Origin of the sequence: Pleomorphovibrio marinus (assembly GCF_003347495.1) — a bacterium.
Taxonomy (GTDB): Bacteria; Bacteroidota; Bacteroidia; order Cytophagales; family Cyclobacteriaceae; genus Pleomorphovibrio; species Pleomorphovibrio marinus.
The window spans coordinates 1-26,154 of record NZ_QCXY01000004.1; the positions used below are offsets into that span (position 1 = coordinate 1).

General features: G+C 47.4%; 19 protein-coding genes. 5 read left to right on the top strand and 14 right to left on the bottom strand.

What is annotated here, in order from left to right; genetic code table 11:
• Positions 1-383: 383 nt before the first annotated feature.
• Together DB520_RS11550 and DB520_RS11555 are read right to left on the bottom strand one after the other, a co-directional pair.
• Positions 384-794: a putative toxin-antitoxin system toxin component, PIN family gene (locus tag DB520_RS11550; protein ID WP_114749893.1), complete on the bottom strand. Its 411-nt coding sequence runs from the start codon at positions 792-794 to the stop codon at positions 384-386.
• Positions 766-1,002: a hypothetical protein gene (locus DB520_RS11555; RefSeq protein WP_114749894.1), complete on the bottom strand. Its 237-nt coding sequence runs from the start codon at positions 1,000-1,002 to the stop codon at positions 766-768. Before DB520_RS11555 ends, DB520_RS11550 begins: the two co-directional genes overlap by 29 nt.
• Before the next feature lie 845 nt (positions 1,003-1,847).
• On the opposite strand from DB520_RS11555, the gene DB520_RS11565 reads away from it, so the two are divergent.
• Complete coding sequence (locus DB520_RS11565; RefSeq protein WP_114749896.1) at positions 1,848-2,219, top strand: hypothetical protein; 372 nt, start codon at positions 1,848-1,850, stop codon at positions 2,217-2,219.
• Positions 2,220-2,703: 484 nt separating this feature from the next.
• On the opposite strand, the gene DB520_RS11570 is transcribed toward DB520_RS11565, so the two are convergent.
• The 6 genes from DB520_RS11570 to DB520_RS11595 all read right to left on the bottom strand — a co-directional run bounded on the left by DB520_RS11570 (position 2,704) and on the right by DB520_RS11595 (position 10,180).
• Positions 2,704-3,009 carry a rhodanese-like domain-containing protein gene (locus DB520_RS11570; RefSeq protein ID WP_114749897.1) on the bottom strand — a complete coding sequence of 102 codons (306 nt, stop codon included), beginning with the start codon at positions 3,007-3,009 and terminating at the stop codon, positions 2,704-2,706.
• Between the two features lie 7 nt (positions 3,010-3,016).
• A complete protein-coding gene (locus DB520_RS11575) occupies positions 3,017-4,867 on the bottom strand; it encodes a T9SS type A sorting domain-containing protein (RefSeq protein ID WP_114749898.1) in 1,851 nt (616 codons plus the stop codon).
• 3 nt (positions 4,868-4,870) lie between these two features.
• A complete protein-coding gene (locus tag DB520_RS11580) occupies positions 4,871-5,644 on the bottom strand; it encodes a PASTA domain-containing protein (RefSeq protein WP_114749899.1) in 774 nt (257 codons plus the stop codon).
• Positions 5,645-5,748: 104 nt separating this feature from the next.
• Positions 5,749-8,790, bottom strand: a complete 3,042-nt coding sequence (locus tag DB520_RS11585; RefSeq protein ID WP_198675311.1) for a T9SS-dependent choice-of-anchor J family protein — start codon at positions 8,788-8,790, stop codon at positions 5,749-5,751.
• Positions 8,791-8,827: 37 nt separating this feature from the next.
• A complete protein-coding gene (locus DB520_RS11590) occupies positions 8,828-9,076 on the bottom strand; it encodes a NifU family protein (protein ID WP_114749901.1) in 249 nt (82 codons plus the stop codon).
• Between the two features lie 9 nt (positions 9,077-9,085).
• Positions 9,086-10,180 (bottom strand): Mrp/NBP35 family ATP-binding protein, encoded by a 1,095-nt coding sequence (locus DB520_RS11595; protein WP_114749902.1) that lies wholly within the window; start codon positions 10,178-10,180, stop codon positions 9,086-9,088.
• A gap of 471 nt (positions 10,181-10,651) precedes the next feature.
• Here DB520_RS11595 and dnaG point away from each other — a divergent pair, with 471 nt between their 5' ends.
• The 4 genes from dnaG to surE all read left to right on the top strand — a co-directional run bounded on the left by dnaG (position 10,652) and on the right by surE (position 15,369).
• Positions 10,652-12,571: a DNA primase gene (gene dnaG / locus DB520_RS11600; RefSeq protein ID WP_114749903.1), complete on the top strand. Its 1,920-nt coding sequence runs from the start codon at positions 10,652-10,654 to the stop codon at positions 12,569-12,571.
• A gap of 50 nt (positions 12,572-12,621) precedes the next feature.
• Positions 12,622-13,851, top strand: a complete 1,230-nt coding sequence (locus tag DB520_RS11605) for a bifunctional 3,4-dihydroxy-2-butanone-4-phosphate synthase/GTP cyclohydrolase II (RefSeq protein WP_114749904.1) — start codon at positions 12,622-12,624, stop codon at positions 13,849-13,851.
• 87 nt (positions 13,852-13,938) lie between these two features.
• Complete coding sequence (locus DB520_RS11610) at positions 13,939-14,583, top strand: hypothetical protein (protein WP_114749905.1); 645 nt, start codon at positions 13,939-13,941, stop codon at positions 14,581-14,583.
• Positions 14,584-15,369, top strand: coding sequence for a 5'/3'-nucleotidase SurE (gene surE, locus DB520_RS11615; protein WP_114749906.1), 786 nt, complete (start codon positions 14,584-14,586; stop codon positions 15,367-15,369).
• Between the two features lie 88 nt (positions 15,370-15,457).
• Here the strand turns inward: surE and DB520_RS11620 are convergent, their stop codons facing one another.
• The 6 genes from DB520_RS11620 to DB520_RS11645 all read right to left on the bottom strand — a co-directional run bounded on the left by DB520_RS11620 (position 15,458) and on the right by DB520_RS11645 (position 25,942).
• Positions 15,458-17,062 carry a DUF4127 family protein gene (locus DB520_RS11620; protein WP_157972044.1) on the bottom strand — a complete coding sequence of 535 codons (1,605 nt, stop codon included), beginning with the start codon at positions 17,060-17,062 and terminating at the stop codon, positions 15,458-15,460.
• Between the two features lie 5 nt (positions 17,063-17,067).
• Positions 17,068-18,789 carry an FAD-dependent oxidoreductase gene (locus DB520_RS11625; RefSeq protein ID WP_114749908.1) on the bottom strand — a complete coding sequence of 574 codons (1,722 nt, stop codon included), beginning with the start codon at positions 18,787-18,789 and terminating at the stop codon, positions 17,068-17,070.
• A gap of 77 nt (positions 18,790-18,866) precedes the next feature.
• Positions 18,867-20,000, bottom strand: coding sequence for a glycoside hydrolase family 10 protein (locus DB520_RS11630; protein WP_232834933.1), 1,134 nt, complete (start codon positions 19,998-20,000; stop codon positions 18,867-18,869).
• A gap of 33 nt (positions 20,001-20,033) precedes the next feature.
• On the bottom strand, positions 20,034-21,209 hold the full coding sequence (locus DB520_RS11635; RefSeq protein ID WP_232834934.1) for an AGE family epimerase/isomerase: 1,176 nt from the start codon (positions 21,207-21,209) through the stop codon (positions 20,034-20,036).
• A complete protein-coding gene (locus DB520_RS11640; protein WP_114749909.1) occupies positions 21,206-22,633 on the bottom strand; it encodes a sugar porter family MFS transporter in 1,428 nt (475 codons plus the stop codon). Before DB520_RS11640 ends, DB520_RS11635 begins: the two co-directional genes overlap by 4 nt.
• A 717-nt stretch (positions 22,634-23,350) precedes the next feature.
• Positions 23,351-25,942 (bottom strand): TonB-dependent receptor plug domain-containing protein, encoded by a 2,592-nt coding sequence (locus DB520_RS11645; protein WP_114749910.1) that lies wholly within the window; start codon positions 25,940-25,942, stop codon positions 23,351-23,353.
• Positions 25,943-26,154 lie beyond the last annotated feature (212 nt).

The following is a 26,154-nucleotide window of genomic DNA, read 5'->3' on the forward strand; positions in this document are numbered from 1 at the left end:
GGTAAAGGGGTTGATGTTGCGCGGGGTGGGTTCCATCTGTTAAATATAAAAAATTCGGGGGATTGTTGTGACCGAACAACGGGGATTTTTTGGGGTGTGGGGGAAACTCCAACCGGCAGCTGCTCCCTGCCTCCCCCAAACGACCACGAAAGTGGTCAAACCTTTCAATAGCTCCAATGCACCGGCTCGTTGGGATGAACATGGTTTTGGTTCCTTCCCAAAATGTTTTGGCCCGCGATTCCGGTTTGTTTCCCTCACCCCAGCACTCTCCTCCCCTAACCACTTCGTTCTACGGGATTTTCAACTTGAGGGAGAGGGGAGCTAGTGTGCACTTTCGGGATCGGGGTTCTTTGGGAATTTATGTTTACACCTGCCAAAATAGGTCAATCCCCAAAAAGTTCTCTGAAATCTTTGAAAGATATTACTTTTATGTTTTGGACTTCGAAATCCAGCAGTAGTTTGTCTCCTGTGACAACTAATTCGGCTTGTGACTGAATGGCTAGGTCAAACAGGAAATTGTCCTTTGCATCTGGGCATCCCTGATAATTGCCGGAAATTGTTATTGAAGTAGTCAAATTTTGAACAAAGTCCAGATAATGACCCGGCTCAGAATAAAGGAGATTTTTAAATTTATCCCTCGCCAACACATCCCCCAATTCTTCTTCTAGTTCCGTGCAGGAAAATACAATCAAATTATGATCGAAGATGAGTTTTGCAATTGCATCCAATTTTCTGCCGACAATGTAGCTTACCCAGATATTAGTGTCAAGGATTATCTTTTTTCCTTTTCTCATACCGGGCTTTTCTCACTGAGCTGCAAGATTCGACAATTTCTGAAAGTGAAATACTATTTGCCTGCACGGATTTATTCAGCCGCTCGGCTTGAGACATAACTAATCCTTGCTTATCGGCGACCCTCAAATCAATGCCCATTTTTTTCGCAATGGCTAAAAGAAGCTTAATGTCTTCATCGGAAGCGTTACTCAAAATCAATGTTTCCATCCTTTGGTTGATTTTCTTGCTAACTAGCTAACAAGTCCGTTCTAATTGACTGGATTCACTAATATAACGGATTAACAGGACAAATGAATATTGCTGAACACGTAACGTTCATTTCTTTCAATTATAATGGTCTTTTTTATCTAAGACATGTGTACAAAGACAACCCCATTGCCAGACCTTCCAACGTATTTGTCCTCTCCCTTTAGGAGACTTAGAGAGGGGTAACTGAGGGGACGGGTTCTCGTGGGAAAAATGGTTTCGCTTCGAAATTGGCTTGGGTCGCGATTCCGGGTCCTTGTGCCCTCACCCCAACCCTCTCCTCCCGTAACCACTTCGTTCTACAGGATTTGCAACTCCAGGGAGAGGGAGCTTGATTGCGTATAGGAGAATGGGTTTTTTCCATTTCCTGGCCTGTGAAACGACATGAACAAAATATATTGGGGATATACGCACTCCAGAGGACAAAAACAACCTCTCGCTCGCCCCCTCCTGTTTTAGGAGGGGAAACACCTGGGTAAACCAAACCACCCATTCGCACAAAAACAAATCACCAAGTCTCTCTGCCTCTAAGAAACGGAGTCTTTTAGGTGAATTGGATAGTTTTATTGAATGGAATACCCATCCGATTCCTTGTTCGCGGAGTTCAACCCCGTCCGGGGTTGGGGAATCGTCGTTGGTCCTCCAGATCCCCGAGCTAACGCACGGGGCTAATGGGGTTGAAACCCTCCGGGTTTCTTTGAACCTGTTGGAGACTGTGTCAGGTGTCACCCAATGGAGTGAACCTAGGAAAGGTTATTGTCTTTTGCCGTTTTCCTTTACAGTGACGGCCGTTTCCATACCAGCACTTGTGTTCCCTGTTTCGTCCCAAGACCCTGAAAGGGTCCAACAATAATAACGCCGGGAGAAACCCGGGGAATTGGGACACCACCCCCAAACCCAGAACCACGGAGTGGTTCAACTCCACAGCTCTTCCTAGCTGGGAGGAATATATTTTGATAAGCCTAACCTTGTTTCAGGATGAGGGATGGTGGGTGAAAAATGGTAGGCTTCGAAAGGTTGATCATTGCCTCCGCCTTGTTTCCACCACCCCCTTTTTCCCCCTCCTAAAACAGGAGGGGGAGAGGTTGAGAATGGTTGTTTTCGCTTCGGAAGAGATTGATTTTAAGAAGACGCTGTACCGTCATTCGGGATTGGTAATCCCCCAGAACAAAGTCTGAAGCATTCCTCTAGAAAAGTATAGGCTCTCAAATCCAAACTATTTTTTCGAAGACCTGCAGCCTGCGGATTACAAATCCGCTTTATCTGTTCTCGAAATTGCAAATTTCGAGAAACGGGGTGTTTTTAGTGACTTGCACTATTTCGGCCCTCGTCCCTGACCTTCTGTGAAAAAAAACTTTTTCGGAGCGAGCAACAACGTTCCACATAAAGAACCTTCGCGCCCTCTGTGCCTCCTTTGTGTTCTTAGTGACAAAAACCTTCCGAAGCGAAAACCAACCTTTCGCCTGAAAACAAGTCCCTAAGTCTCCCGGTCTTAAAAATTACCAAAAAACCTTCGCGTCCTTTGTGCCTCCTTTGTGTCCTTAGTGACAAAAACCTTCCGAAGCGAAACCAACCTTTCGCCTGTAAACAAGTCTCTAAGTCCCTAAGTCCCCTCGTCTCTAAGTCTCTTCGTCACCAAGTCACCAAGTCCCTTCGTCACAATCACTCCTCCTCAAGCTCTCGGTAGGCTACAATGCCTCCGAGCACGTTGCGGACTTTGGTGAAGCCCTTGCTTTCCAAGAACTTCTTGGCGTTGCCGCTGCGGGCGCCGGAACGGCAGTGGACTACTATCTCCTCCTCCTTATGGGCCTCCAGCTCGCTGAGCTTCTCGGGGATATCGGCCAAGGGGATGTTCCAGGCTTCCAGGTTGTCGTCCTCGTATTCGTACTCTTCCCTGACGTCTATAAAGACAAACTTTTCCTTGTTTTCCAGTCTTTCCTTAAGCTCGTTTACGGTAATATCTTCCATCTTTTGTTTATTTCACTAGTATTCTTACTGACTTGATTTTGTCTTTTTGTCTAAAACGAATCAAATATATGCCTTTTTGCCTGTCCTCAAAATGAATAATCTTGCCTTTTTCGAAGTTTTCTATCCTTGCGGGAACCTGCCTGCCCTGAAAATCATAAACCGCTAGCTCATCCAGGTCACTCCCGGATTCCAGGTACAGCCTTTCTACCACGGGGTTGGGATAGGCCCTTACCTCCTCTTCCGGCTCCTCCTCTTCTTCATCCACTACCTCCCCCAAGGAAAGGTGAGGCCTTATCATGAGGTTGCCGCTCACGGTTTCGTTTTGTTGCCAGGCACCGGAAACGTTGTAAAACACCTGCTCCCCTGAGTCCGAGGACTTGTCCAGGCCCACATACACAAAGTCGTTGGTGAACTGGGTAAAGCCTACATAGAAGGTGCCCGACACCTGTATGTTGGAGCCCAGGGGGAAATAGGCAAACTCCCCGAGATCCTCCAGCTCGGGAATAAGCACCTCCCGCTTGTATAGGGGCTCCTGACCCAGGCTGTCCCATACCATCAGCTCTACGGATCTGCCCCGCTGCATAAAATTGGTGAAATTGATGCTGATGCCCTTAATAAATACCGGAGTGCCAATCTCGTACCTGAGGGCCAACATCCCTGCTCGTTGGTTGATGCCTGCGGAATAGTCCACCGATCCGTTGTCATAGGCCAGGTAATCCCTGACGGGCAAAATATACCGTACCGTATCATTGACTTTGTAATCCATGCTGGTGTTAAACACCGTGTCCCTGCCACTAATGCTTTCCACCTTAAACCTGTCCCCGGTACTTAGGTACATAAGTGCCTCCAGGTCGAAGGGCTCCTCCTCCTGCCAGTCAATGTCCTCCTGCAGGGTAAAGCTGGTAAAGCCCCTGCGCTCCCCGGCCTGAGGAACAGGACTGAGGGGCGTGTTTACGTTGATGTTTTGGATCACTGCCCCTGTCTGAAGGTTCCTGAACTGTACGGTAAACTCCATGGCCCTAAACCGGTTACTCAGGTTCTTAAACTGTCCCGAAAGGGGGCTGAGGTATTCTTCCGACTTTTGGGTAAGTTCAAAAAGGGGAATGGCCCCATACTTTCCAAAGGGGCTGGAGGGCAATTGGGTAAGAGTACGGTCCTCGTAGAAAAGGTCACTTTCGCTCCTGCCCTTGTTCAGGTAGATATAGTCCAGCACCCAGGTATCGAAAGGGCCTGAAAGCCTGCCTATATGCAGGAACCTAAAGCGAAACTGATCGTGTTGGAAGGCTTCGGTAACCTGTAGGATTTCCTGGGTAAAGTCCTGGGTAGCACCCTCGTCTCCACCTATTACCTGCCATACCAACTCCCATTCCCCCTGCTCATTTAAAAAATGCAGTTCCAGTTGATCGTTGTCATCCGGCATTTCCCCTTTGCCGGCGGCTTGCCAGAAGAAGCTGAGGTAAACGGTAGCAGCCTCTGCTGTGGAAAGCCCTGAAAGGTCTATGGGTTTGGAGGTCAGGCGATCCCCTTCCCCATTTTCCAGCAGTTCCCGTGCATAGGCCTCCCCTCTTTGGTCCACCCCATCCAGGTAGCATACACCTATGGAGGGAGGGTTGTTTCCCAAGGTCATGGAGCCAAGTACCCCTCTGCTGTCCCAGAGGTCCTCGCGAACGGCCCCGCTGCTAAAGTCGTCCCAAAAGGGCAGGCTTAGCCGCTCTTCCAGGAGGCGAAGGGAAAGAGCCTGGTGATCGGGTGATTTTTTCGGGGTGGGAAGTTGTTGAAATTGGGCACTTGCCTTCCAGCATGGCAGTATCCCAGCCAAAAGCAAGCACAAAAAGGCCCAATTTCTCCTTCTATACATACGTTAAAGTTCCAAATCTTCTTCCAGTTCAGACACCCATATATCCACCCTTTCGCCTGTAGAGGCATCAATGCCAGAAGGGGGCAACTGTTTTATCACCGTGCCTTTGGGTACGGTGTCGGTTTTTACGTAGTTGAGGTTGCCCATCCTCAGGCCTGAGCCCAGGATAAGGAATTCCGCCTCAATATCATCCATGCCGATGAGATTGGGCATTTCCAGCCTTTGGTTGCCAAGCCCGTCTCCCACCACCAGGTCTATTTGTGAGCCCTTGGGGATTTCAAAGCCCTCGCGGATATCCCTACCTCGGTATTTTTGTTCCAGCACCACGTTCATGCCAATATCCGGTACATAGGAGATGTCCCCTCTTACCAAGCCGTGGTTTGCCAGAATTTCCTGTGCATTCTTCAGGGGAGCATTCACCAAATTAGGCATACTGATCAATGGGGCGTTTTGGGCATTGAGGGTCACGTAAATTTTTCGGTTCTGCTTTACCTTGGTGCCGGGCCTGGGGTTTTGCTTCAACACGTGCAGGGGCTTTTCCTCCGCCACATACCCACTATCCGGGGTAATTTCCAGCAACAAATCCCGGGCTTTCAAAAAGGCCTCCAGCTCCTCGTAGTGGTACCCCTCCAGGTCCGGAACGCTTACCGACTCCCCGTGATTAGTGTACTTGGGTAGGTACATGTAAAAAAACAACATTAGGAATACCAACAATATCCCTATCATAGCCAAAAGGTGTATTCCTATTTTTTTAGCAATCGCTAGTATTTCATTCATTATTAACAGGCATAAGTTACTTGCAAATCTACATAAAATATTTTCAGTCTTGACCCATGTTCGCAAAACCGTAAACGGCTAAAAGCAGGATTACGGTATATGGACTACCGGATAATCAAACGCTTGGTGGCAGAAATGGACTGACCGGTAATTTTGACCACAAAAACACCACTATTTAGCAGTGCTTTGCTAAAACTGTAGGTTTGGTTCAGCGTAAAATCAAAATCCACCGAATAGGCCACCTGCCCGCTCATATTGATAAACTCTATCCTCACGTTTTCATATTCACTCAGGTTGAATGCAATGTTAAATACATCCTCGGCGGGATTGGGATAGATAACCGTGTTGTCCAACCCAGGGTCAACAGGATTTGGGTTGTCGGACAAAAACAGCTCCACGTTGTCCAGATACAATGCCGCCCCGCTGCCTCCTTCTTCCGAGACCCTGAAGTACACCCGGGTCTGTTCTGCACCCTCCCCGGTAAATTCATTTAGGTTCACGAATTCCCGTTCATAATCTGTTGCGGTATTGGGGTTGGGAAGGCCGGAGCCTGAAACGGTATTTATCTCCTCCCCGGTCCTACTCCAGACCACGGTGCCCGAACTTCCCCCGTCCTTGCTGACAAGGACTTCTAAGCTGATCGGATTCGCCTGGGAAAAGCCTCCTGCAGCCAAGTCAAAAAACAAGCTGGCCCTATTCGTCTCGCTAAGGTCAAATAACGGGGAGGACAACCAGTGGGAATCACCAGGGGTGAAATTTTCAAGGCCAACCACATTCTCTCCGTCTTCCTGTAGCGAAAAGATCCTCCAGGTAGGGAACCCCCTCTCCGGATTTATTTCGGTCCACCGCCCCAGGTCATTTTCTTGGTCGAAATCCTTCCTCCAGGGAACCACTACTTCGGCTTCACTTTGTACAAAGCGCCTACTGATTTCGTCGTCGGTGCCCGGGTTTTGGTCAAAATTGGGTTGGTATAGGCGATAATCCAGCCGGTTTCTTCCATTCCGAAGCAGCGAGGGCATGGCTACACTCACACTTTCACCCACAGGGATAGAGATGTCATCGAAAAGCTGGGTGTCCATGTCCCGCCTATTGTGCAGGCGGTCGATAAAGAAACCGAAAGAAATGGGCAGGTTGCCTGTATTTCTGATCCGCAACACCTCATCTCCTTGCTGCCCCGAGGTGACGGGCAAAGGCTGCTCTAATTCCACTATCTCAAAGTCGTAACGGAAAACTTCTTCCTGGAAAACCTCCACATCCTTAATAAACAAGTTGTTTCCCCAGCCATTTACCACGATAAAGGCTATTCTTACATTCGGCTGCCCTGCATATTGGGCCAAGTTCACCACTTCCCGTCTAAACTGGCTCTCCGAACTAGGAAAAAATTCTAAAGAGGATGGGGGCTGAGTCTGAAGGGTGACTTCCTCCCTGTCATAAAGGGGTCCGGTAAGGTCAAAGGTATTGCCACAATCGGTGGAAACGGCCACCACCATCTTATCCTGAAAGAATTCATTGTCAAAGGGTCGGTAAGCCACGTTGAAGGTCAGCTGGGGGTTCTCCAACTGACTCAGATCCATATTTGGACTTATAAAGTAATTTAGTTCCCCCCGCTGCTGGTAGTCGTATCCGTTTACGTACATCATCTGCTGGGATACCCCATCTATGGCCATGCTGATGCTGGACCAGGTAATAGACTGATCCGGGTTTAGAATGTCCCATTGTCCCAGGTCACTTGCCATGTCCAGCCTGTAGGGCAAAGTCATGTTGGAAGCCAGATTAGGCCTGGTTCTCCTAAAGCTGTTGAAAGGGTCCTGGTCTGGTTGGTTATTTACCTCCAGGATTTCCACCTCAAAGGTGTTTTCCCCTTCCGGCAGGGTAAGAAAATCGAAATTCAATGTGTCCTTTTCTCCGGTCCCTAGATTTAGGTTAAATTCCCGTAGTTCTATTACCGTTCCGTTCAAGGTGATTTCCACTTCGGCCTGGGTTACGGTTTCAGTACCCACATTCATGACCACTATGGAGGGTACCACCTCTGGGGTGCAGATAAAATTGTCGGGGCCTATTACCTTTTCTATGGAAAGATCGAAATCAAAGAGATCGGGTGCCACCAATCCCGGGCTGGAAAGCAGCGAGTTTCTTCTGGGACTGGAGGCGAGCACCACATCCATCCTTTCCACCTGCCCCCTGGTAAACAGGTTCATACATTGGTCCTGAGTGTAATCCATGAAGTTTTCCACCATATCCCTGGAGTCGCAGGTAAACCTGGGGGTTAAGGAACACTCAAAGTTTGCCCCATCTTGATTAGGGGTGTCGTCCACAAAATCGCTCGCTTCACAACCCCCATCCCCCCAAATATGGCGTAAACCCAAAAAATGGCCAATTTCATGGGCGGCCGTCCTCCCCCTGTATTCGGGGTCAGCATTGCCCCCTACCCCAAAATAACGGAAATTCACCCCTACACCATCTATGTTTCTAGAAGTGGGAGGGAAAGCATCTAAACCGGGTAGGTCTGCAATGGGGTAGGTAGCAAAGCCCAGCTCTGCACGAATCAAAGGCAATACCCATATATTCAGGTAGTCTTCTGGTGGCCAGAATGCAATGGAGCTGATTAAAGAAATATCACTTGCCCTATAGCTGAGCCTGCTGCCTTGCACCCTGTTGATGCCATTGGTGGGCATACCATCCGGATCCCTTCTGGCAAGCACGAATTCTATATTGGCACTGGCGGCCACGTCCCTAAACTCATTGGGGGTCAATATTGTGTCCTCGTTGAGTCTATTGAAATCTTCGTTTAATATTCGGATCTGGGAAAGGATCTGTTCTTCGGGGATATTGGCTCCCACCCCTAAGTCGGTGCCCGTATGGATCACGTGCACCACCACGGGGATCTGTCTTGGGGGCCCATCCTGTAGGGTACGCATGGAGGACGCATCCCTTTTCTGCTCCTTAATTTTCTCTTTCATCCAGGACTCAAAATATTCCCGGCTACCATAGACCCCTAGGGCTTTTTCCTGGATTTCCTCCAGCACAGCCACTCCACATTGTTCGTTGTGCTGGTGTTGAAAAGTCTTACCAAAATGGACCTGACTCCAGGCCGATCCGGTACCTATACATAAAAATACCAGCACTGAGAAGTATAGGATACGCAATGCTGGTAAATTTTTTCTTATAAGCACCCCAAAAAAATCAGGCAACTTCCACATTTATAGCTTCCACTTTTGATATTTCTGGGATGGCTTTTTTAATGGCCTCTTCTACGCCTGCCTTTAGGGTCATGGTGGACATGGGGCAAGAGCTGCAGGCTCCGGTGAGTTCCAGCCTTAGCACCATTTCGTCCGAAAGATCCACGACTTTCACATTGCCCCCATCTGCTTCCAAATAGGGACGGATAGTATCCAAGGCATTTTCAATTTGATCTCTATATGTACTTAACATGGCGTTTTGTTAAACTTTCATCTGAACCACTTCTGTTTTTGCCTTTTCCGCATTCCGGATGGCAATTTGTCGGGCTACATTTTCTGCCAAGAGCCCAAAGGCATCAGCAGTAAGCCCATCCTTCAATACAGCGGGATATCCGCTGTCCCCACTTTCCCTGATGCTTTGCACAATGGGTATTTCCCCCAAAAAGGGCACCTTATGTTTGTCCGAAAGCGTTTTGCCGCCATCCTGTCCAAAAAGATAATACCTGTTATCCGGCAACTCTTCGGGGGTAAAATAGGACATATTCTCCACTACACCCAAGATTGGCACATTTATTTGCGGCTGCTTAAACATGGACAGCGCCTTGGTGGCGTCTGCCAAAGCCACTTTTTGGGGAGTGGTCACAATCACCGCCCCCGTTACAGGTACCGTCTGCACCATGGTCAGGTGGATGTCGGAAGTACCAGGGGGCAAGTCCAGTATCAGGTAATCCAGTTCCCCCCAATCCACATCTCCAATAAACTGCTTTAAAGCAGAACTCGCCATGGGTCCCCTCCACACCACCGCACTGTCCGCAGGGGTAAGAAATCCAATGGACATCAACTTAACTCCGTACTGCTCTATGGGTAGTATTACGTTTTTTCCGTTTTCTTGTTTCACAGCGGGCTGTTCCCCTTCCACATTAAACATGGTAGGCACCGAAGGCCCGAAGATATCGGCATCTATCAGGCCTACTTTCGCACCTTTTTGAGCCAGGGAAACTGCCAGGTTAGAAGCGCAGGTGGATTTGCCAACCCCTCCTTTTCCGGAGGCCACGGCAATGATGTTCTTTACCTTGGGAAGTAAGGGCGCATCGTTCCTGGTGGTGGTCACGTTGGAAGTCATAAATATATCCAGTTCCAACCCCTCACCAAAGGCCTTTTCCAGGGCTCCCTCGCAATCGCTTTTGATCAGTTCCTTCAGGGGACATGCCGGGGTGGTGAGCACCACCTTGAAGGCGATCTTTTTTCCATCCACTTTTACGTCCTGAATCATCCCTAAGCTTACCAGATCCTTTTTTAAGTCAGGATCCTGTACCTGCGAAAGTGCCTTAAATACCTTATCTTCTGTAATGCTCATAAATTTACTTTGCTAAAAGCCTCCATCTTCCTTGTTCCGATTCCAGCTTTCCTTGTACTAATAAAGTACAAAGTTAATGGTTATTGTCTAAATTGTATCAATTCATGGGGATAACCTGCCCAAGCTCCTAATAGTTTCAGGAGCCAAAGGGAGGAATGGATATTTTAATTTGTTTATAATTGATTTTTAGGGGTCCACCTGCCTATTCCGTCCTAAGGTGGAATCTCGAAATCTAAATCATCCCCACCATTCTTAAAAATTATTGATTAAGTACTAATTTTTAAGGCTACCAAGCTGCGCCCGTTGCGAATTCGTTGCGCTCCCCTGAAAAAACACAGGGTAAGGCTGCGAGAAACCCAATGTCATTTCCTTTCTGTAAATGCCAATTTTTAATACTCCGTATGATGTGCTCCTCATGCTCGATTTAATAGGATAAGCCTTATCTTTGTCCTCAAATCGTATGTATAGGGTATGGCAATCAGCAATCAAACCACAGAAAAGGTAAGAGAAAGAGCTGACATCGAAGAGGTTGTCAACGACTACGTTTCCTTGAAGAGGAAAGGCCAAAACCTATGGGCATGCTGTCCCTTTCACCAGGAAAAGACCCCTTCCTTCTCGGTGTCCCCTTCCAAACAAATCTACAAATGCTTCGGCTGCGGAAAGGCAGGGGATACCATTCAGTTTATCATGGACATAGAAGGTGTGGGGTTCAACGAGGCCATCAAGCACCTAGCACAGAAATACGGGATAGAAATTGAGGAGAGCAATGCTCCCTCCACCCCGGAGGAAATACAGCAGTACAATGAAAAGGAAAGCCTGCTCATAGTCCTTAACTACGCCAAAAACCATTTTGCGGAAAACCTCAAGAGCGAGGAAGGCAGATCCATAGGCCTTTCCTATTTTAAGGAAAGGGGCTTCGATGCCGAAATCATAGAGAAGTTTGAACTGGGATATGCCCAAAACAGTTGGGATGGCCTTTTGACTGCCGGAAAGAAAGCGGGATTTGAAACAGAAACCCTAATGAAGGCAGGCCTAATCCTCGAGAAAGACGGGGAAAAGTGGTACGACCGCTTCAGGGGCAGGGTGATATTTCCTTTCCATAATCTCAGTGGCAAGGCCATTGCCTTTGGGGCTAGGATACTCACCAATGACAAAAAGCAGCCTAAATACATAAATTCCCCGGAAACCGAGGTGTATCACAAAAGTGATGTGCTTTACGGGATCTATCAGGCCAAACAGGCCATACGGCAACATGACCTCTGCTTCTTGGTGGAAGGATACACCGATGTGATTTCCCTGCACATGGCAGGCATACCAAACGTGGTGGCCTCCTCAGGGACTTCGCTTACCGAAAACCAAATCAAGCTGATCAAGAGGTTTACCGACAACGTGACTGTGCTCTATGACGGAGATCCTGCCGGGATCAAGGCCTCCCTGAGGGGTATAGACATGCTGCTAGAGGGGGGGCTTTTTGTCAAGGCGGTGGTTTTTCCCGAAGGAGAAGACCCGGACAGTTACTCCCGCAAAGTGGGAAAGGAGCGCTTTGCCTCCTATTTGAAGGAGAAGAGCCAGGATTTCATCCGCTTTAAAATTGGCTTGATGTGGGAAGAAAGCCGGGAAGACCCCATCGCCCGGGCGGATGGCATTAGGCAGGTAATACATAGCATAGGCAAGGTGGGTGACGCCATGGTGAGAAACCTGTATGTAAAGGACGCCTCACGGTTATTGGAAATCGATGAGAACCTTATTCATGCGGAGATAAACAAACATTTCCTTTCCCAACAACGCCGTAAAGATTGGAAGGAAAAGCACATGGATTCCCCTTCCCCTCAGGAGGAGTTTCTTCCGGTGGAAAAACCTAAAACCGACTACGGGAATATCCTGATGCTCCAGGAAAAGGAAACCATTCGGATCCTGATTACCTATGGCTGGGAAAAAATTTCCGAGGAGCTTCACGTCTGCGAGTATTTAATGCAGGAAACCGGCGAACTGCAGTTTGAAACTCCCGTGTACAAAAGAATGTTTGAGTACTATAAGCAGGCATTGAAAAAAGGTATTTTACCCGGAACCGATTATTTTCTACAAGGAAATGACAATGAAATCAAACAAGTTGTCATAGATATGGTTAGTCATAAATATGAATTGTCGGAGTTATGGGAAAAAAGATTTCAGATTTTCACTATCAAAGAGGCAGATGACTTGGCAAAAACAGTATATTCCAGCGTCCTAAGGCTTAAAAGAAGGGTAGTACACAAAATGCTTCAGGAAACCATGGAGAAAATGAAGTCGGCTGAAGATGCCGATATCCAGGAGCTGCAGCGGGTGTATATGGAAGTTAAATCCTATCAGGTGACCATAGACAAGCAATTGGGCATGGTGATTTCAAATTGAACAATTTAAATAGAATATAACCAAAACAACATATTTATCCATTGACATATATGGGAGAATTCAAGTTGAACAGCATAGAGGAAGCCATTGAAGACATCAAGGCGGGTAAGGTAATAATAGTCGTAGATGATGAGGATAGGGAAAACGAAGGGGATTTTATTTGCGCCGCAGAAAAGGTCACCCCAGAGATCATCAACTTCATGGCTACCCACGGCAGGGGTTTAATCTGTGCGCCATTGGTGGAGGACAGGTGCAAGGAACTAGGCCTGGAAATGATGGTGGGTTCCAATACCGCCGTATTCGAGACCCCCTTCACCATATCCGTGGATTTGGTAGGGCATGGCTGTACCACCGGCATCTCAGCCAGTGACAGGTCTAAAACGATTCGGGCTCTGGTAGATCCTGACATAGATCCTGCCGAACTTGGAAAGCCGGGACATATTTTTCCACTGAAGGCCAAGGCCGGGGGAGTGCTCAGGAGGGCTGGACATACGGAAGCTTCTGTGGACTTGGCAAGGCTAGCCGGGTTGGCTCCTGCGGGAGTGCTGGTGGAAATCATGAACGAGGACGGCACCATGGCCCGACTTCCGGATTTGGTGAAAGTGGCAGAAAGGTTTGACCTGAAGCTGGTCACCATCAAAGACCTTATCGCCTACCGACTCCGGAACGAAAGCCTGATCAAAAGGGAGATAGGGGTGAATTTGCCCACCGAGTGGGGGGATTTTGACCTGATTGCCTATGAGCAGACCAATACCAACGAAATCCATATGGCCTTGATCAAGGGGCAATGGGAGGAGGATGAGCCTGTAATGGTGAGGGTACATTCTTCTTGTGTCACCGGGGATATCTTTGGCAGCTGCAGGTGTGACTGTGGCCCCCAACTTCACAGTGCCATGGAAATGGTAAACAAGGCTGGAAAAGGTGTGGTGGTATATATGAACCAGGAAGGCCGGGGCATAGGTCTAATCAACAAACTAAAAGCTTATAAACTTCAGGAAGAGGGGATGGACACCGTGCAGGCCAACCTAGCTTTGGGATTTCCCATGGACAAAAGGGACTATGGCATAGGTGCCCAAATCCTTAGGGACCTGAACATCTCCAAAATTAACCTAATCACCAACAACCCCACCAAAAGGGCAGGGCTTTTAGGGTATGGCCTGGAAATAGTGGATACGGTTCCTCTGGAAATCGATTTTAACCCCCACAACGAGAGATACCTTATCACCAAAAGGGACAAAATGGGCCATCAAATCCTTTCCAAAGGATTAAAGAAAATTTAGGTTATTCCCCCAAATACCCCTACTTTGCTTCAACATATGGAGTGGTTTTTGCGTACTAGGTAAGTAGAAACCAAATTTAGTTGTGGTATGAAAAAGTTAACCTATATCTTCATTGTAAGTTTATTTGTGTCGTTAGGTGTTCAGGCTCAGGAGTTCCCTTCTCAAGTATGGCATAATGGCAAGGTGTTTCTGGAAAACGGTGAGGTCTTTGAGGGTAAGGTAAAATATGATCTTGAAAACAACGTGGTAAACGTACAGGATCAAACCATTAAGACCTTTAATGCGGTATCTATACACCATTTCGAAATATTTGATGAATATTATGGAGGGGTAAGGGTTTTTTATAGTCTTCCCTATGCCATGAACTCTGATTACAAGGTTCCGATTTTCTTCGAGTTGTTGGTGGAAGGGGAGGAAATGACCCTGCTATGCCGGGAATTCATTACTGTGGACAACCGGGGAATGAACCATATGGGCATGAGAGGTATGCACATGGGTCCCATGTGGGGAGCCCCAATGATGGGATTCAATAGGCTAGCTTTCGAATATTATTTCCTTGCAGACCAAGAAATACAAAAATACAGTCAAAAGAAAAGGGAACTTTTTGACCTCATGGACGACAAGTCCTCCGAGGTGCGCTTGTACATGCGCAAAAACAGACTTTCCCACGATAGGCGTGGAGATCTGACAAGGATCACCGCGTACTATAACCAGCTTAAACAAGATACATAAATGTCAAAACCGCTTATTTTGGTGTCCAATGATGATGGCATCACTTCCAGAGGGATCAGGGTTTTAGTAGATATCATGAAAGAGTTGGGAGAGGTACTTGTAGTAGCTCCCGACAGCCCCCAATCCGGAATGGGACATGCTATCACCATTGGAAATACCCTTAGGTTGTATGAAGAAGATATTTTTAAAGATGTAATAGCCTTCAAATCCAGTGGTACCCCTGCAGATTGTGTGAAACTGGCTAAGCATTATGTGCTTAAAGATCGTAAACCCGACCTAGTGGTAAGTGGCATCAACCACGGCAGCAACACCTCCATATCGGTGCTCTACTCCGGAACCATGTCTGCGGCCATTGAAGGAGCGATAGAGGGTTTCCCCTCCATAGGCTTCAGCCTCTGTGATTACAGCTCCAATGCCGACTTTTCCCATACTGAAGAATACGTTTACAAAATTGCCCAGCAGGTGTTGGAAAATGGAATCCCCAAGGGCGTGGCCCTAAACGTCAACTTCCCCCCTAAGCGAAACGAGGCCATGAAGGGCATCAAGATTTGTAGACAGGCCAGGGCCAAATGGCAGGAAGACTTCGAGGAAAGGTACGACCCAAACGGAAGGAAATATTTTTGGCTGGCAGGCAACTTTGTGAATTTTGACAAGGGAGAGGACAACGACGAGTGGGCCATTGCCAACAACTATGCTTCCATCGTACCCTGCCAATACGACCTCACCGCCCATCACGCCATCTCCCAAATCAACAATGATTGGGATTGGGAAAAGATGAAGGATTGATATGCATGGTTAATGGATGCACAGCATTTATGATCCCAAAACACGGAATTGGTTAAACTTTACTGCATTATGCGGAGGGAATAGGAAACTACTCCAATGCACAATCTAACTCAAATCCTACATGTGCCTCAAAGGTCCTGTTCCAGGGGAGCTGGAATTCCAAGGAGGATGGAGGCAAGCACCTTAACTTATTTTGCTGCTCATAGTTTAGGGCGGAAAAGTATTCAGCGGCAAGGCTGGAAAAATGCTGCTGCATTTCACGCATGCCTAAGGCCTCCATTTCAGCACGCTGCTCATCACTGAGAATCCTACTGCTTTGCTGGTATTGGTTAAATGCCTTATTTACCACATCTCGGGTCAGGTTATTGTAATAATAATCGTTCATTACCCGGTGAAAAGTGAACCAATGCTGGGCAATCAATACTCTCTCTTTCCTTTCTCGATCATCCAGCAGCTTTTCTGTAGCAGCGTAATAGACCAAACCGTGGGGTAAAGCTGTGCCGATGGTATTGCCAGTGGTGTTCCAGGAGGCATATCCATAAAGCAATGGCAACACGCCTGAACTTATCAAAGCATCCGTAAATGGCCCATCTCCACCTTGTACGTTACCCTTGGGGTCAATATCTGCTACAATTACCCTATGACCTTGCTGTATGGCTTCCCTTATCTTTTCGGTAAACTTACCTGCTGCATTCTCCTCAAACCTACTACTGAACACAAAATACAACAAGTCTGCCTCCTTTCTTTCCTGGACTTCATCCGCTCCGGTGGCAGCTATATGCAGGCTTACGGTCTGCCTAAGTGGCCTGTCCTCGAATGCCATGATCTGATCACTCATCTCTTTGGAAGAGTAAACCGGATATACCTTTGGCTTTACACCCAGCCTTTCATTCACTGCCCTTGCTAATAGCAGCATAAGCGTTTCATCTGCACCTGGTTGCACAGCAATTTTTTCCCCAAGACCTTTTTGCTTGGTTACTTCAATCAATTTTTCCCTGTCCTGAATGTGAATCCCCTCAGGCATGGCGTCATCCTGCGAAAGAATGAGATAATCTATTACTCCCTTTTCTACCAACTCAATGGCTTTTAGGTTTACATGGAGGTTCCTCTTTCTGGTTTTTAGGTAATCAGAAATAACCTCTTTAGGTAATAGGGCATTCAACTCCTCGGTACGCTTTACAGCATCCACACCATCTTGCACAGAAACTTCTGCCCATTCGGCAAGCTGTACCCGGTAGGATTCGTTTTTGCCATCCGCCGTGGGTGCCAAACGCATGATTACATTTTGGAAATAAAAGGGCACATCAGGGGCAAGCGCCTTTACTTGTTCCAGGATCTCCATTCTTTGGATGGCTTTGGCCTCCTCTACTCCATGCACTCTTGCTGCTACAAGTCCTCCATAGGTGAGCATATCCATAGCCACTACCACAGCATCAATATCCCCATAGTCCTGCTCCAGCATCCATTCCAGCAGCTCATCAGATTTCCCCGGATCGGTAAACCAACCCAACAATTCGTCTGGGGGGCTGACTACCTCGGCATCTGAAATCTCCGCTATTTTCTTGGGAAATTGATAGCATGGTGGCCTGTCATCCAAGGGGATAAGTAAAATTCTACTGCTGCTCTCCTGGGAATAGGCAAGGTGGATTAGGGATAGGAATAAAAAAAATACTAAACTGTTTATTTTATGCATAACGACTATTTTTCGGGCCATTGGATGGCTATACCTTGAGATTGAATAAAGGATTGAAAAGACTTTAGGAGTGCAGGGTCTTCCCTCACGGTTTTAGGGGAAACCCCTTTTTCCAGGGCAAAGGGAACCAGCATTCCTACTGCCTCCCCAATACTCCACTCCACAGGGTGCAGTCTATAGCAACCGTTTGTGATATGGGTGGTGCCGATATTCTTGTTGGCAGCAAGGATATTTTCCATCCGCTCAGGGATTAGGCTACCCAAGGGGATCTGAAAGGGAAGGGACCCGAAGTCGATATAATTGTCCCCTCCGCTGCTGGGGTGAAGGTCTATATGGTAATACCCAATACCCACACTATCGTGGAAATTCTTGGAAACAAGTGCATCTCCACTCAGTCCAGAAACCTCTGCCCTCTGCTGGGCACCCACATGCTCCTCCAAGACGGTGAACAGTGCCTTAATTCTCCTGGATTCCCGTATGTAGGGATATTTGGCCAGACCGTCCTCGGTGCCCATGACATCATTCCTCAGACGAAGGCCCTTCCATCCCTTGCCCCCGTCAGGCCTTGGTGCCTCGGTTTGCAGCCAATACAGCATAGACAGGCTGAGTTGTTTTCCCCTTTCCACGTGTTTGGCGATTTCCTCCTCACTTACATCCACGATATTTCCCAGGAAATAATCGTTTTGGGGCCAGTTCACGATGCTGATGTCCCCTTCATAAAACCCATCGGTAAAGTTTTCTTTATGGATGATCCTCCTGTAGTTCCAAAGGTTGAGTTTACTGCCAGTGGACACCCCCTCGGGATGGAAACCCAGTTCTTTTGGCTGCAGGGTCTTTGGATCGGAGTAATTCAACTCCAGTAGTTTCCCTGCCCAGGGTGGGTTCATGTCCGGTTCAAAGTTCTTCCAGAAGTCATATTCTTCCGGTTTGGGAATAGTCCAGTCCTCCCCTTTCAAGTAATCCATGGCGAAGCATACCGTAAAGGCCTGGTTGTTTTCCGGCCGGTTGGTTTCTGTGGCATGCAATTCCCCCGTTTCCGACTTGGCCTCGGTGCCGGTCCGGTATTCCGTGCCAGTCATCGGCAACAAATCCCCCAGTTCGGTAGCATCCACAAAATAAGGTGCTTCAAGTAACATCTTGTTACCTGTATGTAATGATTTAATTTCCAGTGATTTAACCTTATTACCCTGTACAGAAGCTTTAGATGCCTTATGGTTCCTTAGGAGTAGGAGCTGTCGGGCACTTTCATAGGGGGCAAACATGCTTTCCAATACCTGAAGTGCTACTTTTGGTTCGTGGCAGAGTGCGGAAACAGTACCGTTTCCCGGGTTCAGAAATTCCCTTTCAGCAGCCTCCTCCGTAAGGGGATAGTGGTTTTTGTAGTATTCTCTAACCTTTCTTCGGAATTCCCTATATAGGGATGTGGCTCCATGGGTTTCTATCCATTGGTGTTCGTCTGGGGGAACACCCTGCTGGGTAATCTGTCCTCCTATCCAATCCGTTTCTTCGGTCATGATCACACTAAGTCCATTCCGCAAAGCGGAAAAGGCTGCTGCACATCCCCCGAGCCCAGCACCCGCAATAACTATATCCGCCTTGAAAAGCCTTCCATTTTCATTAACCAATACTTTACCGGATGTACCGGAAGCGGTGTACGGGATCCCGAGGCCTGATGCAGTAATTACCCCACCCAAGGCAATCCTCTCCATAAAGTTTCTCCTGTTCATATCTATTTTTGTTTATTGTATGCAATCCTTTGGGTTGGGGACAAAGCTTGGAATAACCACCCTTTTTCTGCCCCTAATTAATCCTTGCCGTAGGACTCAAAAAAGCCCTCTTGAAGGGGAAGCCCTTCATAAAAGAAAAAGACTTCTCCGAAAACCCCATTTTCTCTATGCAGTGCAACCTTGGTCTCCAGAAATTCCTTAGGGGCCAGGTAGTCCCCTACCTTTAGCAGAACCCCGGGAACGAAAAGGTGTTTTTTGCCCTCTGGTACCCAATTTAGGTTTTCCAAGAAGGTTGCTATATATGCATCTTCTTCATAACGGTAAACCTGGGGTATTACAAGGTCCACATATCCTTCTTTTATCCACTTTGGCCAATCCTGAAGGTACTCCTCCTTGCTCCATGGATATACCGAAGGAGAAGAAGAAACCGTCATCCGCGGTTTTTTGTGCTTCACCTTCCCATATAGCTTCTTCCAAAAGTCACTGAGTTTGTCTGCCCTCCATTGTACCCATTCCTCATCCAGGTGGTCGGAAGGGGGAGTATTGCCTCGATGCTCTTTTTGGTAAACGGAAACGGTATAATCATCGTATCCCCCTGTGGATGGCAGGGCGGGAAGCCTGTCATCACCTTGTACACCCGCCACCCCATAGTTGCTCACCACCTCCATTACCAATTGGATCATGAAATCCTGAACCTCCGGATGGAAGGCGTTCAACCACTGAAAGCCATTCTTGTCCAGCAGGTTACCCTCGTAATCCCTGGCCGCCCAATGGGGGAATTTCTCCAGGATTTTTCCCCCTTCCCCCTGGTGGTAAGAGGCAGCAAACCCATATTCAAACCAGGCATGCACTGCAATCCCTACTGCCTCAGCCTCTTCGATTACCTCTTGTAATGGATCCCTGCCTTTATATTTAGGGTCTATATGCTCCCCAAAATACTGCATAGTCACCTCACTGGGATATTGGGTGTACCCTTTATTCCAGGTTACCATAAAGAGGGTATTAATACCATTAGCCTGACAACGGGCCACTGCCTTCCGAATATTATCCCTGCTGTGCAGGACATCACTGGCCACATTGGTAAGCCATACCCCCCTTATGGGGCTGTTATTCCTTTTGGCCACTGCTTCTCCCCCACCTATCACCATTAGCAGCAGGAAAACTAAAGCCATCTTCAACTTACACAAAACTATCCCAAACTCCTTAAACATAGCCTTCTAACCGTTTACTCCTAAAACCAAAAATCATTCGATACTCTCAAGCGTCTTCCAAACCTGGTACAATCCCCTAGGCACATGAAAGCAGCCCTTCCATTTACCCCCCTTGATGGGCAGCAGCACTTTGCCATACCTGTCCAGGTAGCCATACCATTCCGGGTAGTCCTCGTCCCTGAAATGGGTCCAAGTGTACTGATGCACCTTTTCAAACCACCTGGCACAACGTTCATCCCCGGTAAATTGGTAAGCCTTGGCCAAGAACACCAAGGTCTCCAAATGCACCCACCATAGTTTTTGGTTCCATTCCAATTTTTCCGGTGGGAGACCTTTGTAGTCCAGAAAATAATAAATACCCTCGTAGGTGTTGTCCCAGCCGTACTCCAGGGTCTTCAATCCGGTTTCAACGGCCTTTTGCACCAAGCTTTCATCCCCAAACCTATGGGAAAGGTCCAGCATAAACCACATGGCTTCCAAGGCATGTCCGGGGCTGGTAAGCCTTCCCTCAAAAGAATCGCAAAAGGATCCATCGGGATAAACATTTTCCAGGATAATCCCGGTATCCTGCTGGAGAAAGACCTCCATCACCTCATGTATCACCCCCGGCACCAGCTCTTTCACCATCTCCGGACCCAAGAGATGTTCCAGCTCCAGGGTGAGGTTACTCAAAATCATGGGCAACGCAAAGTCCCTTAAGGGACGGGTACCCGGATAGGCCTTGGCATATTTGCCCTTGGGGTTCGACTTTCTCTTTAAAATCCGTTGGAAGGTGTTCTTGGCAAGTTCAGCATATTCCCCCCGGGCATCCACTTTATAAAGTGCCCCGAAGGCCATGGCTGCAAAGCAGTCGGAAAAGATATTGTAGGGCTGAACCAGGGGTCTTCCCATCCGGTCCAGGGAGAAATAAAAATTCCCTTCCGAATCATGACCGAATTTTTGCAGGAAATCGGCACCCTTGGAGGCCAATTCCAGCCAAACGGGGTTTTTGTCCACCTTATCGTAAAGCGTGGCATACATCCACACCTGCCTCCCCTGAAGCCATACAAACTTATCGGTATCATAGACCTTTCCCTTTCTGTCCAAACAGGTGAAAAAGCCTCCATACTCATGATCAGGGCTGTTTTCTGTCCAAAAGGGCATTACCCTTTCCAATAGCTCATTTTTATAGGTTGTTGCCAACCCCTTCATTTTTTCCTTGTTATTCATTGATCCAATGGTCTTTTTTCTTTGCTGTCTTTCATCCAATATGCCTCTATGGCCTCCAGGCTCATTCCCGCAGTTTCGGGTATCATCCTCCATATGATATACATGTAGGGCAGGCACATAAACGCAAAGAGCAAAAAGGTGCCCGTGGGGCTTAGGTTTTCCAAAAACCACGGCGTGAGCTGCCCAACCAGATAGGTACCCACCCAAAGGGAAAATCCGGCAATGGACATAGCCAATCCCCGGATGTAATTGGGGTACATTTCTGAAAGCAAAACAAAGATAACAGCAGAAATGGAAATAGCCGTACTGAAAATATAGGCCAAGAACAGCACCAGTAGAAATACGGAGGATAAACCCAACTCTTCCCCTTTATAAAAATAAAAACTGATCAACAGCAGGGTGATGATCATCCCACTTACCCCAAAGTACACCAGCTTCTTTCTGCCCACCTTATCTATGATAATAAGTGCAAGGATGGTGGTGAGCACATTCACCACCCCTACCATAACCTGGTAGAAAAGAGCATCTCCATCAGAAAGCCCGCTCTGCTCAAAAATACTGGGGCCATAATATAGTACTGCATTTACGCCCATAAATTGACCCAAAATGGCTATGGCCACCCCTATAAGTACGGGTCGGAGTACCTGAGGGCTTTTTAATTGCTCCCATTGCACGCCCTTTCCAGTGCTGGATACCCGCCCCACTTCCGATATTTTTTTCCTTGCGGCCTCTAGGGACCCGTATAAACGGGTAAACACCAGTTCCGCTTTTTCCACTTTGCCCTGAATTACCAGCCAGCGCGGGCTTTCAGGAATCAACAAAAGGACCAGGAAGAACAGGAAAGCAGGTAAAAATTCCATACCCAGCATGGCCCTCCATACCTCATCCTGAAAAATTTTGGCCCAAACACTCTCCGAAGAAAATCCAGCTGACCTGGAAATATGCAGTAACTGAAAGTTCACCAGGTAAGCACCCAAAAAGCCTATGGTGATGGCAAGTTGGTATAGGGAAACCAAGGATCCCCTGTACTGGGGTAAGGCCACCTCAGAAATATACATGGGAGAAACAATGGAAACCATACCAATTCCCATGCCTCCAATGATGCGAAACACCACCAATTCGGTTAGGCTATGGGAAAATGCACAGCCAATGGCCGAGGCGGAAAACAACAGCCCCGAAAGAATCAGTACAGGTTTTCTGCCATACCTATCCGAAAGGGCCCCAGCTATGGAGACCCCCAAAATGGAGCCTATCAAGGCACACCCCACATACCAACCCTGCTCCATGGCAGAAAGCTGGAACTGGGCACTCACCTGGCCTATGGTCCCCGAAATCACGGCGGTGTCATAGCCAAACAAAAACCCGCCAATGGCGGCAACTATGGATAAAAAAAGGATATAGGCAAGTGGTTCTTTATTGTTCATGTAGTTAGTATTGCACTGTTATTTTTGGTTCCTTTTTAGGCCCCACCGTGTTCAGGGCAAAATATAAGTAAAAAAAGCGAGATGCTACCGCTATATTTAGAAAGTAAGCGATTGCGGAGAACAGGCAAATGCAAGTAAGGCCCAGCCCTGGTATTCCAAGTCCATTTTATTGAATACCTATAAAGATTGTCCAAACCTGGCTTCCTGCATATTCCAAGGTAGTTTAGGCGCAAATGCCCTGTAAAATTTCAAAGTTGAGGGCTTATTTGTGGGTTTTGCCCAATAGCCACCTGAAATGCCCATGAGAAAGAATTCTCACACAGGGGGATGATTATTCTGGGCATTCCCCCGAAACGAGTTCGGGGCAGGCTATATGACCGCTTAAAAGAAATTATAAACAGATGAAAAATAAATCCGAAGACAATCCATATTCTTCCCTGCAACTGCAACTCTAAAATCATTGCCATTTTAATCCTACTGGGGTTTTACCTCTCTTCGGTTACAGTCCAGGAAAGGATGCTCATTATTCCATTTACCTCAAGGTGAAAAATTAGGATTCCTTTCTCGAAAGGTTGCCGCGACATTTGAACTTATACCAGAAAGGGGGGACTATTTTTTTCATCCGCTTAAGCAGGGACATCATCCAGAACCTGTATATCTCCTGTAATTAAAAAAAGCACCGAAAAGGAGGCTTCAGCTCCTTTTCGGTGCGAACTTTTATTCTGCACTTCCCATCTCCATCATTTCTGGTGCTCCGCTTACGCTGAAGGTGTGGCTGGCATATTGGGGGCGACCTTCGCTGCTTACCCCTTCAAGGATCACCTTATAATCCCCAACTGCATCTGAGGTATAAAAAGTGATTCTGGCCTTGCCTTCATCGGTCACCATCATATTGGGGTTCCAATATACTGTGGACCTTAAATCCGGCAGGTCATAATAATCAGACTCAGGGGATTCATATTTTGGGGCATAAAACCTCTTCGTTTTGGTATATCCAGTGGCCTTGTGGGTGACCAGGTGTTTTCCCGGTTCGGGTTCTTCCTGTATAGCCGCTCCCCTTTCAGTAAAGAGGGCAATTACTCCTCCCCCTCCCCTACCTCCGTAGATTCCTATATTTCCGGGACTTTTGAGAACTTCTACCCTGGCGATGTCAAATTGATTGATGCTGGAAACCGTACGCTCATCAATGGGCATACCATCCAAAAGGTACAGTGGTGTACCTTGTCCACGTATCACGGCCCTGAATTCATTGAATCCGGACTGGGTGACCTGAAGACCAGCAACCCTTCCTTGCAGTGCTTCCATAATGTTCCCCGATGGAGCCACAGGAAGCTGTCTCCTCTCCAAGGTGACATCTGCCTGCCTATGGAGACGGAAAGGTTCGTGGATATCCGCCCTTCCTTCTACCACCACTTCTTCCAATAGGATTTCTCCCAATTCCATGGCTCCTACATCAGCGTCAAAGGGTTGGGTATATTGCTGTCCTGAAAGTGCGTATCCTTCGGGTACCATCTTGCCAAATTCCGCGGGAAGGCTAACCTTAGGCTGAGGCTGAAAAGGGAAAAAATCCCGGTAGGCCATATGTACTTCCACATTGCTGGTTCTGCCCCTCGCGTCGGTACCTTGAACCATCACATCAATGGAATCCTTAAAGTAAAAGCCCCTAAACCTAAATCTTCCCTCCTCATCCACGGGGGTGGTAATAAAGGTTTGAAAACGGTCTTTTAAAAACAAGAGGGCTTCCCCTTTTTCTATGGGTTGTCCATTGGGCTTTCTCAAGGCTCCCCAAATATTAAGATCGTACTCATTGGGATATTGGATGTTGGGTAACTTTTGTGCGGCAATGGCCTCCCACTGGTATTTACTCCAGCCCTGGGTCATCATCAGGTAACGTAGGGCACGTTGTCTTTCCGGATCCTGGTTATCAAAATAGTAGGCAGGCTGTTCTATATGCCCTTTTAAGTCTGAGCTTAAAAGCAAATAGGTCATGATATTCTCCTCATTCTGCTTTCTGCCTACCCACTCATCAGCGGTCACGGAAACGGAAAACCTGAAATCCTCATCCTCCTCCTTGTCAAAGTCTACCTCTAAGGTCACTTTTTCCCGAGTTTCGTAATTGTCCTTATCCGACCCCACTTTTAGGGCATTGGGCTTGCTTTCCCTAATAAACACCAGTCGTTCCGCTAGGGGCTCCCCTTCTGCAGTTCCCAGGTTGAGCCTTAGGATTCCCGATGGAAATTCAGATTTCTGGAGGTTAAAGACTTCCGGAGTATCTGGTTTAGCCTGTACCTCCTCTGCTTGTTTAAGATCATCCCCTGCAATTACCGTGAGTACCAGGTTTTGTTCAGATGAGGAATTGGTTTTTACCCGCACTTGGATTTGCTCAGGGTCTTCGACCTCATCTACTTCCAGCACATAACCGGTTTCCAATACCTGTGGTAAAGGATAATCCAGGGTAGAGCCATCCTTGAAATTCACTTTTGCAAAATACCTTTTTCCCACTTCAGGAGTCAGTTCAAAGGCACCCATTCCCAAGTGAAAATCCTTAAAATCCGTAATTTTCTGTCCTTTGGCATCAAAAACAGTACCTTCCACAGGCACTCCATATCCATTATTGCCCAAGGCCTTGAAAGCCACATTGGAGGTAATCCCATCTACCAAGTCCCCTCCTTCGGGAAAAAACTGAAGATCCACTGTGGCCTCCCCGTCCAGGGTAGGTTCTTCTGAGCTCCTGTCTTCACCCAAGACCAGTATTTCTTTTTGGAAAAAATGCTCCTCCCCGAAATTCCTCATCCAGTTGGTAAATGCAGAAATCCGGTAAACCCCGGGATCCAGATCATCCGGCAGTAAAATGTCCCCCACTGCCTCCCCGTCCATGATGGGCAGGGTAAGGCTTTTCACATGGGTGCCTGCATTATCCAACAAATCCACGTAAAGGACGCCACTTTTTTTGGTGGGGATAAGGTTGCTGCTTTCCACTACATAGCCTTTCAGCCATATCATTTCCCCTCTAAGGTAATGGGGCTTGTCGTGGTGAACATATACTTTTTCAGGAGCCAAATTCACCCGGTATGCATTAAGGGTCACCCTTATTTTCTCCGCCAATTCATCCGAAAAGGGCAGCATTCCCAGTAACCCCACTAATGGTATTACCCATAACAAACTGCTATATTTTTTTATTAAATTCATGTGCTTATATTTTCTTTTTATTTGCCACATAGCCTGCCCCATCCAGTAGCTATCAGGGGGCATCCCTCCGTGTTTCATCTTCATCATGCCTGACTGCCGTCCAGGCAGGCTCGATTTCATTCATTGTTAGTGGATTGCATCATTGCTACTGTAATTATGTACGCAAAAATCATTCTAAATGATTTGCAGGAGAAAATATGTGGCCCAATTCCCCTTTATTTTGCATTTTTTAATGCTTACATTCGCTAAAAAACGGTTAGTTATGAAAAGTCCCTTCCTATTACCCTTCTATCTTCTATTGTTTTTTTTATCTTGTAGCGGGCCCAAAAGGC